Here is an 11,971-nt window from a genome sequence, read left to right as displayed (position 1 = left end):
GGATGTCGCCCATCGGCCCGACGAGCATGGCTGAAATCCCAATCCCCCACACCCTGAAGATCAAATGTGGGAGGGGGCTTGCCCCCGATTACGGAGGGTCAGCTGGAAATACACTGGCTGACACACTGCCATCGGGGGCAAGCCCCCCTCCCACATTTTTAACCGCGTTTAGTCAGTGATAGAGCGCACGCCCGGCTTGGCGCGCTCATCCACCGTCAACTCGAAAATATCCGGCCTGGCGTAGTGCCCCACTACGTCATAGTCATAGCGTGCCCGCACCAATTCATCGGTATCGATCCGCGCCGTCAACAGCCCCGCTTCACCCACCAGCGGCCCGGCAAGAATGTCGCCCATCGGCCCGACGATCACGCTGCCACCGGCAATCAACGCGCGATCCGCCGGCCAGTTGGCAACGTCAACGCCCAACGCCTCGGGCGATGGCTGGACCTGGCAGGCGCTTACGACAAAGCAACGCCCTTCATGGGCCACGTGGCGCATGCTCACCTGCCACATCTCGCGTTCATCCACGGTGGGTGCGCACCACACTTGCACGCCCTTGGCATACATGGCCGTGCGCAGCAGCGGCATCATGTTTTCCCAGCACACCGCGCCGCCAATGCGCCCGACTGCCGCATCGATCACCGGCAGTGTCGAGCCATCGCCCTTGCCCCAGATCAGCCGCTCGGTACCGGTGGGCATCAGCTTGCGGTGCTTGGCCACCAGACCGCCAGACGGCTCGAAATACAGCACGGTGCAATACAAGGTGCTGCCACTGCGCTCGATCACGCCGAGCACCAGGCTGGCACCCGTACGCGCCGATAACCCGGCCAGCGCCTCGGTTTCCACGCCCGGCACATCAATGGCATTGGCAAAATACCGTGCAAAAGCTTCACGGCCCTCGGGCAGGCGGTAACCCAGTTGCGTGCCAAATCCTTCGCCTTTGGGATACCCGCCCAGCAACGCCTCGGGCATCACCACCAGTTGCGCGCCGCTGCGCTGAATCTGCGCTTCATAGCTCAGTATGTGTTCGAGGGTCTGGGCCTTGCCGCCCGGCAGCGAGCCAATTTGTAAAGCAGCCACGATAGAAACAGGCATCACAATCACTCCAAGTCGGTGGGGGTTGCCCATTCTCCGGCCAAGCCTGATCATGAATAAAGCCCACCCCAGTGCTAAATGATATGAGTCAGATAAATATCGCAGACGTCGACCTGAACCTGCTCAAGACCTTTGAAGCCTTGCATGACGAGTCCAGCGCCAGCCGCGCAGCGCTGCGCCTGGGGGTCACCCAATCGGCAATCAGCGCCGGTCTGCGGCGTTTGCGCGAGGTGTACGGCGATCAGTTATTTGTGCGCACAGGCCGTGGACTGGCGCCGACGACACGCGCCAATCAGTTGAAACCGGTGATCAGCGAAGCGTTGGACCGCTGCCGGCAAAGCCTGGCAATGGTCAACCCGCAGAGCCCGACCTATCAGGGCCGCTGCGTGGTGCTGGGGCTGTCGGACGACTTCGAGATTGCCTACGGCCGGCGACTGATGGACAGCGTCGCACAGCGCCTGCCGAAACTGCGGGTAATATTCCGCCAGACCCACAGCCAGATTGTCGCCGACGCCCTGCTCGACCGCAGCCTGGACCTGGCCATCACCGCCGGTGGTTTTGCCGAGCGGCGCCTGAGCCGGCAAGTGCTCGGCGAAGGTGACTACCGCTGCCTGGTGGACGCGGACAGCCTGGCGCCCGGCCAGCAACAGATCGACCTGACGGAGTTCGTCGCGCGTGAGCACGTGCTGGTGTCGTCGGGCGGGTTTATCGGCATTACCGATGAAGGCTTGGCGGCGCACGGCTTGAGCCGCCAGGTGTGTGCGTCCACCAGCCACTTTGCCGCGCTGGCGTTTCTGCTCAAGGGCAGCATGGCGGTGGCGACGATTCCCGGGCATGCGGCCGAGGCCATCGCCCGCCTGACCGGCTTGCGCGTCTTGCACTGCCCGCTGGCGTTACCGCGCTACCCGGTGGAGCTGGGCTGGCGCACCCAGGCCCAGCTTGACCCGTTGTTGTTGAACGTGCGTGAGGCGATCGAGGCGTGCTTTATTTAGCCGCCGCCATCAGCTTGTTGACCTCACTGCGCACCATGTTGGAAAACTCCGGCGGCGACATGCCGTCAAGTTCCGCGCGCACCCATTCGGCCCATTTGCCCTTGCGCTTGGCGCGCTCACCGAACAACCGTGCGGCTTCGCCTTTGGCCTTGCCCAGGTTGGTTTGCCACAGGTCGTAGAGGCGGGACTTTTCATCTTCCAGCTCGGCGCGTTCGGCGAGGGTCTTGTTGGCGAGATTGAAGCTCATGTTGAGTTACCTGCTGCACAAATAAAGGACATCTTACACTGAAGGTCCAAAGGACCCGATTTGGATTTTGCCGCAAATGGGCGGCCAGCAAAATAACTGCAACTTTTGCCGGCGCCCGATACTCCATTGTTCACTGTCACATTCACTTGCAAGGAGTCACACATGGCCCGCAAAACCGCCGCCCAATCCGTCGAAGATCAAATCAAGGATCAAGCCTTCAGCGAACTGACCGCGCTGATCGAAGAATCCGACAAATTGCTCAAAAGCAGCGCATCCCTGGTGGGCGAGGAAGGTGAAACCCTGCGCGAGCAGGTCGCTATCAAGCTCAAACAAGCCCTGGACTCGTTATCCAGCGTGCGCGAACGCAGCAAGCCAGTCGTAGATGCCACTGAAACCTACATCGGTGGCCACCCGTGGCAGACCGTGGCGATTTCCGCCGGTTTTGGCCTGGTGGTCGGCCTGTTGCTGGGTCGCCGCAACTGATCGATGGCGTGGCAGCGGTCCACCGCTGCCACGCGTTTTTTTAACCCGCCAGTTCGCGCAACTGTTGCAACACTTGCACCTCTAGCACAATCCCCTCCTGCAATGACTTCGCCCGGGTGCGATGCCGTCGATCCCCCGGCAACCGCCTCAGCCCCGCCGCATGCATCTGTCGCACCAGTTCCTGGCTGCGTTCAGCGAAGCCTTGCCCGGCGGTCTTGGCCGGGTCGATCACGATCAGCAACTGGCCGGTCCAGGGCGTGCGGGCACCTGGATGGTTGGACCAATCGAATTCGAAGGAAAAATTGCCGCCGGTCAGGGCCGCCGCCAACAGTTCGACCATCATCGATAATGCCGAGCCCTTGTGCCCGCCGAACGGCAGCAACGCGCCGCCTTCCAGGATGGCCTTTGGGTCCTGGGTCGGCTGGCCCAGGCTGTCGACGCCAGTGCCCAGGGGCAGGCGCTCGCCTTTGCGCGCGGCAATCTGTACATCACCATGGGCGATGGCGCTGGTGGCCAGGTCAAACACAATCGGTGGCCCATCGGCGCGGGGCGCAGCAAAGGCAATCGGGTTGGTCCCGAACAGCGGCCGGTCCGCGCCGTGGGGCACCACGCAGGTCATACTGTTGACCACGCTCAGCGCCACCAGGCCCTCCTCGGCGAAGGGCTCCACATCCGGCCACAACGCGGCGAAATGGTGGGAGTTGCGAATCGCCAGCAAGGCGATCCCGGCACTACGGGCCTTCTCCACCAACAGGCTGCGCGCCGCCGCCAGGGCCGGTTGGGCAAAGCCGTTATTGGCGTCGACACGAACAAATCCGCCAGCGACATCCTCGACCAACGGCACCGCCTTGCCGCTGACCCAGCCACTGCCGAGGGTTGAAACATACCCGGGAATACGGAACACGCCGTGGCTATGGGCACCATCGCGTTCGGCGCTGGCGCAATTGTGCGCGAGCACGCCAGCCACTTCGGGCGACGTGCCATGCCGGATAAACACCTGTTGCAGCAATGCCACCAGTTCGGTGAACGGAATCGAGGATGAGGCAGTGGCAACTGTCGGAGACTGCGCAGACATTTGAAGCTCCGTTTTTATGATTGGAGGGGGCAACGAATGAAGATCCAGACCTTCGATTAAACACCACGCCCGGCGCCTGCTGTCAACTTGCGCAGGGGCTGATTATCTACCCCTGCTCACCGCTGACACGTACTTAGCCTGTCATTCCCTGCATACAATGGAGACAGACTATGGTCCGCGTGACCCCGCCGTATTTTTTCGACGAATTCCTGCTGCCAGTCAGTAGAAAAACACCGAGCGCGCGCGAGCGCCTGTTAGGGCTCTCCGTCAAGGACCTGGAATGGCTCAATACACTGTATTACGCCTCCCACTCCGCCCGGCAGAACCCGCAACTGCACACTTACCCGATGTGCGTCGAAAAGCTGCTGATCAACGTTGCAGGGCAACCGGCGATGCCACTCGCCGGCGCTTTCGTGATGAGCCCCAGCCCGGACGGTGGCAAGGCCCTGTTGTACACCCCGTATGGCGGCATCCAGGTCGCTGACGATCATGCTAGGCTACTCACCGAAGTCGGCAAGCAGTTGGCGGACCCGTTACAGCGCGTCGAGCTGCTGAGCTTCCAGTCGATTGCGCAGCGCAATGCGTTACCCCTGGGCACGGCCATCATACTCACCACCCAGATCGTCGAAGGCCCCGTACAAGAGGACCAGGAACAGACCCTCCAGGCCTGCCAACAGGCCAACGTACTGGCGATGCTGGAGCAACTGCAAAAGGCGCCTACCTTACCCAACATGCTCGACACACTGCTGGGCATCATGGCCCGCACTGACTTCCTTGGCCTGGACCAACGAGACACCCGGGTGAACTGTTTCATTCAAGACCCGGTAAGCGGTCAACGACGTTGGGTCGCTTCGCTGCCATTAAGCGAAGCGCTCCTGCAGTTCTACGTGAAACATGCCTGGCCCAAGGAACAAACCCGCGAGTTCGTCAACCCCAAACATGACACGACCGCTTTCACCCCGGCCCAGCTTGAACAAGACCGCCAGCGCTGGGAAATGCTGATCCAACAAATCTCCAACATACTTTCAAGGCTGCTGGACAGCCTGCTGCAGACATACTGGAATGAGGATATAAACAACGGCACCTCACGCCTGAATCTTTTCGCGCAGATCATGGCGGATAAGTTTCGCGTCGATATCCTGCTCAAGCGCCAGCAAAAAATCCTCAGCGCTGGCGAAAGCCATATGCTTCAGGCCATGTTCCTCAGTGACCAGACCGCTCGCCGCACTTACGCCAGCCACCTGAGTGTGGAAAAAGTGCGCGTGTACGCGCCGTACCAACATTACGTGGAGCTGGCCGGCACGTTGGCAATCAGCGAGACACACGCTTACCTTTACACGCAATCGCGTGGATTGCAGGTACTCGAAGACCTGGATGATCTGAAAGATACCTTATTGAGCATGCTCAAGAGCGCGGGACACGAAGATGAGCTGCTCAATTTTCTGTCCTTGGATGAGCGCAACACGTTTATCGGTCTCGACCAGATAAACATCGCTGTCCAGCCTGCCACGGCCGGGATTTTTACCAGCTTGGTCGAAGACATTGCGCTCAAGCAGACCAGTAATATGAACCACGCACTGGCGCTTTATCGGCGCAACGACGGGCAAGTGGACCTGGCGGCGTTGCTTGACTACGCCCTGGACATACGCACGATGCTCGACCACCGCCTGGCGACACTCGACACCGGCGGACGCTGGACAGTGCACCCCGTTGCCAGCGGTAGCGGCCGTCCCTCTACGGTGAGGGCGGAACGCGCCAAGCTGCACCTTCAACGCCTGGAAGCCGCCGAGGACGCACTGGCCTCAGAACGCCAAAACCGTCCGACGTTACGCAGCATGGCCACGCTCGCCTTGAACGCTGAACTGCAAAAACAGCAACAGGACCTCAATGCCGATGAGGTGTTTATCAACACCTACGCCACCCAGGCACAAGAGCGTGAGGAACGCCCACCGGTGTCGTCCCTGAGCATGGTGGAACACTTCATCGAGCGTCTGAGCCGTGAGGCCACGCCGGTTGCCGCCTCTTCGCGAACGTGGTTCTACAGCAAGCCCAACCAAGGCGTCGCGCTCAAGTTGCACAGCATGACCCTGAAAACGTTCAACGGCATAATCGATCAAGTCATGCTGGTTTTCGCCAACCACTCGATGCGTGAGCTGCCACGTCTGTATCTGGCCAACACCCGCGACAAACACGCTCACTCGATGCTCAATGGGTTGCGTAGCGAGGCCGAACTACGACGGTTGAACACCACCATGACGCCAGGCAGCCAGCAGATCCTTGACGCCGTACTGCAGCCCGAAAGCCTTTCGCGGGTGACACGTTATGGCATCAACGGCTTTCTACCCGATGCTTATGGATTGACACTGGCCACGGGCACACCGGAGAACGTGCAGCCGCTTGCCAATACATTTCTACTGACAGAACGGGGTGGTATCGACCCACAGCGCTCGGGCCATGTCGTACTGTGGACGCCTCGACGTGGTTATGAGGCATTCCCTTCGATTCAAGCCCTGCGCACGGAGATGACACAGCGCCTGGCGCATCCGATCCAGCGCTTGAGCCTGCTGGAAAACCTGCCCGTCTCCCTGCGTGTGCCCCACCAGGTGTACCGACTGGGCCCCTTGCAACGCATTGACGACAACGTGTTGAACAATCGCCTGCAAACCTACAGTGACTACGTTTTGGACGACGTTGATCGCCTGCTTTCCATGAAGTTGCCCGCCAGGGCGCTGCAGGATCGCCTGGATACGGTATTGGAGCAGGCCGCGCCCACCAACCTTGCCCGGGCCATCGCTATAGCCAGGGCGACTATCAACCAGCAGGCCCTGCCCACCTGGTTGGGCATGGCGTTGGCCGAGGAGCAGATCCATCAGGTAGAACTGCTTGAGCAATACCACAACAGCGCCCCGGACGAAAAAGACTACCTGCAGGGGATAACGCCGATTCGCAAGCATACGAGCACCGCACTTCTGGCGTTGCTCCAGGTACGGTTCCCCGGCCAGAAACTCGACCCGGATGACGTGCTGATCCCCGCACACCAGGCCTTGGACATCCATGTCTACAGCTTGACCGATTTTGCCTTGCGTCACTGGCCAGACCTGAACGCCGAGAACATCCGCCCCCGCTCACGCACGGCCACGCCCCTGCCGGACACGCTGGATGCAAACGCGGTGATCCAAATGGTCCGGCAACTGGATTTGAAAACGCACTATCAAACGCTGTTGCAAAACATGCTCAACCCCCAGACGGAGGAAGGGCGAAAACGTCGGGACCTGTTCTGCCGGCAATTGCCCTGGCAAACGTTGCAATACGCCCATGAGCAAAAGCTGCAGGAACGACTTTCAGCACGAGCGTTGAATATGGTCCAACAGGTCTTCAACATGCCCGACGCCCTGGCGCGCGGGAAGCTCACCGGTGCGTCAGCCATTATTCGCTCCTTGGCATTGATTGCCACTGAAAGTGCCGCTTCCGTCAAGGCCCTGGGCATGTACCTGATAGGACCTGAAACCAGAAGCGCTGGCCCTTTGGTGCTGCACGCACCCTACAGCGAAAAACATGTATTCAAGGAATACGCGAACGAGCAAGCATTGCTCGATGAATTGGAGCGGCCGGGAGAACTTCAGGAGTGGACCTTGACGCACCTGGAGGCACCGCATCAAGCCACTTACCGTAACTTGCTGCAAAATAACCGACGCCCCTCCTCCGACATCCGCCTGGCCAAGGCCGCGATAAGCGGCAATGTCCTTCACGACCTGTTCACTGACAATACGCAGATCCTGCTCAAGATGCTTGCCGGCCAGTTTGAGCAAGGCGCCAAGCGGCTATGGGACAGAGCGGTCGACCTGCTGGGTGAGGGCATCCCCAATGCCGTGCAGTTCATGGCTGGAAAACTCGCCTATCCACTGGTGGTCTGGCGTAGCTACCAATTGTTCAAGCGCTCGGCCGAGGCGCTGCAGTTGCACAAATGGAAAGCCGCACTGAAGGACTTCATCTCGGGCGTGGCTCAAATGGCCGCGCTGGGCAGGGAACTTGAGGGCACCGACGCCTCGCCCCCTGCCGAAACTGCGGTAGCGCAGGCGGACCTGTCAGACCAGGCCCTGCCCACGGCCACCACGCTGACGACACTGAAAATCACCTCTGCCTCGCGTACTCGTCTGCAGCCGTTCGAAAATCACGATATCGCGTTGAAGGACCTGGAGCTGAGTACCTCCAGCCAGGTTTACACTGACAAAACCACCTTGAAAAACTATGTTCCGCTTGAAGGCAAAGTGTACTCGGTCAAGAAAACCGCAAAGCATTGGCGCCTGGCCCAGGGCTCCCAGGCAGGCCCTTACGTTGGCCGCAACGCCCAGGGCAAATGGGTATTGGACCTCAGCCGCCATCATCCACGTTTTGGCAAAACCCTATCGCGCATGAAGGTGCAAACCAGCGTAGAGAAATCGATCGACATTGAAGCGACAGGCATAAGGCAAATTGCCGCTCTGTCGAGCTGGCAAGCCCGCGTCATTGACGAGGCATTGAATGTCGCGACTTATTACGCCAACAACTGCCATCGCAACCTCGTCCGGTTCTCGGCAGCCCCGGCCCCTGATCACCGCGTAGGTGTCTTTTTGCACGAGATGTTCGGTGTACCTGACCTGTCTACTGACCAGGTGGACCGAATCAGGAGCGTCGTTCACGAGATCCTTGAAGAGCTGTGTGATTCAAGCCTGACCAGCCAAGACTCAAACCGTTTTGTCAGTGGTAGCACCGCTGGCAATGGTGAGGAGCAGTACGCGTTTATTATTCCCGCCGACCCGGGGCGCAAGTTGTACTTACTCGAACGTTTTTTTTATCCGCAAATGGGCGTTTACCATGGTCGCTTGCATTCGCCCTTCGACATTTCAGCCCACGCCCGGGCGTGCACTCTCATTCACGAATTGTCGCACTTGAAGCTCAGTACCGAAGACCTGGCGTACCTTGACAGCATGCGCCCATTCCCTGACCTGATTAATACCGCTCTGCGTGGCTCTGTAGCGCTCAAGACCGAACTTGAGGATGTGCGCAAGTTCGCCCTTTCCACGCTGACGCCCTCGGACATGTTGTTCAAGGTCTGGAACGACTATTCCGAGAAATGGGAAGACTACGGGGATGGCACATCCACTCAAGAGCTTGAGCAGAAAGTCCTCGACACCACGGGGGGCAAGACCCTCGACGATGCCCGCGTGATTTTCATGAGCAACGACGACAAGCGTATCGATACAATTCTGGCCAACGCCGACTCATTGACCTACCTGATCAGTGAACTCGGCCGCCTGTTGGATGCGGGGGCCTGAGCAGCCCCCGCAAGGCGTGTCAGTCTTTCTGGTCACGCAGCACATTACCGGAGGCGCCGTCGATTCGAGCTTCATAAACGACGCCGTCGGATTTGCGGCCTTTGACTTCCCAATAGCCATTGTCATCGGCTTCGGCGGCATAGACTTCGATATACCCCGCCTTGGTCTTCGCCACCTCAATGGCTTTTTCAATGGTGATCCAGCCCGCACCCGGCTTGTCTGCCAAGGCAGCGCCAGCACTCAGCAAGGCGGTGGTGGCACACAGGGCAGCTAAGGTTTTCTTCAACATGTTGGTACTCCATGGTTGACGACAGGTTAATTCCTGAATTTTTAGGCGCACTCAAACAAGAATAAGTTCCAATTGATGTGCAATCGCCATGATGCTGTTCTCGTCGCGGGCTTCAGAGAGTTAGAATGCGGGAAATCAGGATGAGTCAATGAGCGAAGAGTCCCTTTCAGAAGCCGAGTACGACGCCATTACCGACGCCGCCGCGCATTGGTGCATGCGCTTGCATGCCGAGGATTGCTCGGCCGCTGAGCGCCAGGCGTTTGAAAAATGGCACGACGCTCACCCGCTGCATGCGTTCGAATACGCGGCGATGCTGGAAGTCTGGGACGTGGCCGATCACCTGCCGCGCACCACGCCGGCGCCGGCCGTGTTGCCGTTCAAGCCGCGCAAGCGCTGGCGCACCTATGCGGTCGCCGCCGCCCTGTGCCTGGGTGCGTTGCCACTGGCCGCCTTGACCGGCTGGGAAGTCGGCTGGTTGCCCAGCGCCTATAAACACTACGAAGCAACCAACGGCTTGCGCAAGGTCACCCTTGCTGATGGCAGCCAGGTGGAATTGAACCTGGGCACCGAACTGGTCTATAGCGATTACAAGGACCGGCGTCAGGCCAGCTTGAAAAAGGGTGAAGCGTTTTTCAAGGTCGCCCATGACAGCGATCACCCCTTTATCGTGCAGGCTGGCGAGGGACAGGTGCGCGTGACGGGCACCCAGTTCAATGTCTGGACGTATGCGGACCAGGTGCGGGTGATGTTGCTTGAAGGCGCGGTGCAGATCGCCAGCGACTCAGTGCACGGCAGCGTGCCGCTGACCCCAGGGATGCAGGCCAGTTACCAACGGGGCGACGCCACCCCCCGCGTGGCGGCGATCAAAGCCGATGACACGGCCCTGGCATGGCGCACGGGCAAACTGGTGCTCGATAATCTGGCCCTGGCCGATGCGCTGCCGCTGATCAACCGCTACCTGGACAAACCCGCGATGCTGGCGGACGCAGGCACCGGGAGCATTCGCATTGGCGGTATTTATAACCTCAGTGAAGTCAACAACCTTATCCCTTCCCTGCCCAAGGTATTACCGGTCTACCTGACCCAGAATCAGGACGGCAACCCGGTACTCAATTCCATTCCGCGTAAAACCCCCAAGGGCTGAGCCTGCGCCTACCGCGTGATCTGTCCACTTTTGAAACACCCAACTGCCTTGAATCGCCCGGCGGGGACGGATTCATCGTTTTGTCATGGCCACTGTTTCATCACTGATACAACTGACGCGCGCCTCCCGGTATACGGCGCAGGCCGAGGACTGTTTCAGGGTTGAAACACCGCAGCCGACGAATTCGTCGATGCAAACCATAACCTTCTGAATCCAGAGGAAAAAAGAAAACCGGCACGCCTTCTGCTCTGTCCCTGACAACGCTGTTTAGGGTCAGCGTGAATAATAGGGACCGCCGCCGTGAACACATTCACTCATGCCTCGATAAACGCACTGCTGATCAGTTGCGTGCTCAGTGCCGGCGTCAGCCTGCCGAGCCAGGCGGGTGATGGCGTGATCGTGACAGGTCGCACCGTGCAAGGGCATATGTACGGGCGTACCTCGCTCCCCGACCCCTACCCCAACACAGCCAACGCCAACCCCAGCAAAGAAGTGATCAGCGCCATTTCCGGCGAACTCAGCGACCGGGACATCGGCGGCATCAGCAGCGGTTCAAGCCTGGCGCGCTCCGTGCAGCCCAACGGCAATCTGTCCGGCCTGGGCGCCACGCAAACCGGCATGTCGCCCCTCGGTACCGGCGCTGCCGCGGGCCATGGCGCCGGCGCCGGCAGCGCAATGGGTGGGCAGATCAGCGATTCGATCCAGCGCGGCATGGCCCCCTTGAACAACCTCGGCGGCATGATGGGGGGCAAGTGATGAAGCGACTCCTGTTGATAGTCGGCCTGCTGGGCAGCGCATCGAGCCTGGCTGACAACACCGCCGTGATCGATAGCAGCGGCAAACAGTACGAAGGTGTTTTGTCGATCAACCAGGCAGCCGGCAATCAGCAACAAATGTCCAACAGCCGCGCCATTGTCCTCGGTGGCCAGGCCACCACCGTCAACATCCAGAAGCTCGACGGCAACGTCGACCCGTCCCTGAACGCCAAGGCGGCGATCCTGGGCGCCTCCTTTACCAACGGCAACGGCGTACTGGGCATCAACCAGTCGGCCGGAGCCAATAACCAATCGATCAATGCGGTGCGGATCAGCCTGAACCCTGGCCCGCAAAGCATCGATGACAGCGTCCTGTTGCAACAGAACACGACGACGCTGGCAACCGACTCAGGGTCCACCTCCACCACTGGCAGCCGCCAGGTCGTTACCAGCGACCAGGCCTTCACCGGCAGCCGAGGAGTGATTCAGGTGAACCAGAGTGCCGGGGTGGGGAACCGAGTGGCTAACACCCTGGGCATCACTATCAAGTAGCTGCTTGATAGACGTTCGTTCGGC

At 59.9% G+C, this 11,971-nt stretch carries 10 protein-coding genes; 6 read left to right on the top strand and 4 right to left on the bottom strand.

Annotation, left to right across the window (positions count from 1 at the left end):
* Positions 1–168: 168 nt before the first annotated feature.
* Positions 169–1,095, bottom strand: a complete 927-nt coding sequence (locus BFQ04_RS21620; RefSeq protein ID WP_065952527.1) for a carbon-nitrogen hydrolase family protein — start codon at positions 1,093–1,095, stop codon at positions 169–171.
* An 83-nt stretch (positions 1,096–1,178) separates the two neighbouring features.
* Between BFQ04_RS21620 and BFQ04_RS21615 the strand changes: the two genes are divergently transcribed.
* Positions 1,179–2,087, top strand: coding sequence for a LysR family transcriptional regulator (locus BFQ04_RS21615; RefSeq protein WP_083218033.1), 909 nt, complete (start codon positions 1,179–1,181; stop codon positions 2,085–2,087).
* Here the strand turns inward: BFQ04_RS21615 and BFQ04_RS21610 are convergent.
* On the bottom strand, positions 2,080–2,334 hold the full coding sequence (locus BFQ04_RS21610; RefSeq protein WP_003190904.1) for a hypothetical protein: 255 nt from the start codon (positions 2,332–2,334) through the stop codon (positions 2,080–2,082). The two genes, BFQ04_RS21615 and BFQ04_RS21610, sit on opposite strands and share 8 nt — an antisense overlap.
* Before the next feature lie 162 nt (positions 2,335–2,496).
* Here BFQ04_RS21610 and BFQ04_RS21605 point away from each other — a divergent pair, with 162 nt between their 5' ends.
* Positions 2,497–2,817: a DUF883 family protein gene (locus BFQ04_RS21605; protein WP_065952526.1), complete on the top strand. Its 321-nt coding sequence runs from the start codon at positions 2,497–2,499 to the stop codon at positions 2,815–2,817.
* A gap of 40 nt (positions 2,818–2,857) precedes the next feature.
* Here the strand turns inward: BFQ04_RS21605 and BFQ04_RS21600 are convergent, their stop codons facing one another.
* Positions 2,858–3,892: an Ldh family oxidoreductase gene (locus BFQ04_RS21600; protein WP_065952525.1), complete on the bottom strand. Its 1,035-nt coding sequence runs from the start codon at positions 3,890–3,892 to the stop codon at positions 2,858–2,860.
* 170 nt (positions 3,893–4,062) lie between these two features.
* On the opposite strand from BFQ04_RS21600, the gene BFQ04_RS21595 reads away from it, so the two are divergent.
* Entirely contained in the window at positions 4,063–9,207 is a 5,145-nt protein-coding gene (locus BFQ04_RS21595; protein ID WP_065952524.1) for a dermonecrotic toxin domain-containing protein, read from the top strand.
* Positions 9,208–9,226: 19 nt separating this feature from the next.
* Here the strand turns inward: BFQ04_RS21595 and BFQ04_RS21590 are convergent, their stop codons facing one another.
* On the bottom strand, positions 9,227–9,496 hold the full coding sequence (locus tag BFQ04_RS21590) for a PepSY domain-containing protein (protein WP_065952523.1): 270 nt from the start codon (positions 9,494–9,496) through the stop codon (positions 9,227–9,229).
* Between the two features lie 148 nt (positions 9,497–9,644).
* Between BFQ04_RS21590 and BFQ04_RS21585 the strand changes: the two genes are divergently transcribed.
* The 3 genes from BFQ04_RS21585 to BFQ04_RS21575 all read left to right on the top strand — a co-directional run bounded on the left by BFQ04_RS21585 (position 9,645) and on the right by BFQ04_RS21575 (position 11,947).
* On the top strand, positions 9,645–10,640 hold the full coding sequence (locus BFQ04_RS21585) for a FecR family protein (RefSeq protein WP_065952522.1): 996 nt from the start codon (positions 9,645–9,647) through the stop codon (positions 10,638–10,640).
* Positions 10,641–10,940: 300 nt separating this feature from the next.
* Positions 10,941–11,396: a hypothetical protein gene (locus BFQ04_RS21580; RefSeq protein ID WP_065952521.1), complete on the top strand. Its 456-nt coding sequence runs from the start codon at positions 10,941–10,943 to the stop codon at positions 11,394–11,396.
* The gene (locus tag BFQ04_RS21575) at positions 11,396–11,947 is read left to right on the top strand and encodes an adhesin (protein ID WP_065952520.1); all 552 of its coding nucleotides are present in this window, start codon (positions 11,396–11,398) and stop codon (positions 11,945–11,947) included. The genes BFQ04_RS21580 and BFQ04_RS21575 overlap by 1 nt, the downstream gene beginning before the upstream one ends.
* The last annotated feature ends 24 nt before the right edge of the window (positions 11,948–11,971 follow it).

Source organism: Pseudomonas sp. 37 R 15 (genome assembly GCF_900004865.1).
Lineage (GTDB): Bacteria > Pseudomonadota > Gammaproteobacteria > Pseudomonadales > Pseudomonadaceae > Aquipseudomonas > Aquipseudomonas fluorescens_AM.
Note: the sequence above shows the minus strand (reverse complement) of the source record. Positions and strands in the feature narration are given on the sequence as shown.

Coding starts and splice junctions, on each gene's coding strand:
- BFQ04_RS21610 (WP_003190904.1), bottom strand. CDS start 2,334: ATGAGCTTCAATCTCGCCAACAAGACCCTCGCCGAACGCGCCGAGCTG.
- BFQ04_RS21575 (WP_065952520.1), top strand. CDS start 11,396: ATGAAGCGACTCCTGTTGATAGTCGGCCTGCTGGGCAGCGCATCGAGC.
- BFQ04_RS21590 (WP_065952523.1), bottom strand. CDS start 9,496: ATGTTGAAGAAAACCTTAGCTGCCCTGTGTGCCACCACCGCCTTGCTG.
- BFQ04_RS21585 (WP_065952522.1), top strand. CDS start 9,645: ATGAGCGAAGAGTCCCTTTCAGAAGCCGAGTACGACGCCATTACCGAC.
- BFQ04_RS21595 (WP_065952524.1), top strand. CDS start 4,063: ATGGTCCGCGTGACCCCGCCGTATTTTTTCGACGAATTCCTGCTGCCA.
- BFQ04_RS21600 (WP_065952525.1), bottom strand. CDS start 3,892: ATGTCTGCGCAGTCTCCGACAGTTGCCACTGCCTCATCCTCGATTCCG.
- BFQ04_RS21605 (WP_065952526.1), top strand. CDS start 2,497: ATGGCCCGCAAAACCGCCGCCCAATCCGTCGAAGATCAAATCAAGGAT.
- BFQ04_RS21620 (WP_065952527.1), bottom strand. CDS start 1,095: ATGCCTGTTTCTATCGTGGCTGCTTTACAAATTGGCTCGCTGCCGGGC.
- BFQ04_RS21615 (WP_083218033.1), top strand. CDS start 1,179: ATGAGTCAGATAAATATCGCAGACGTCGACCTGAACCTGCTCAAGACC.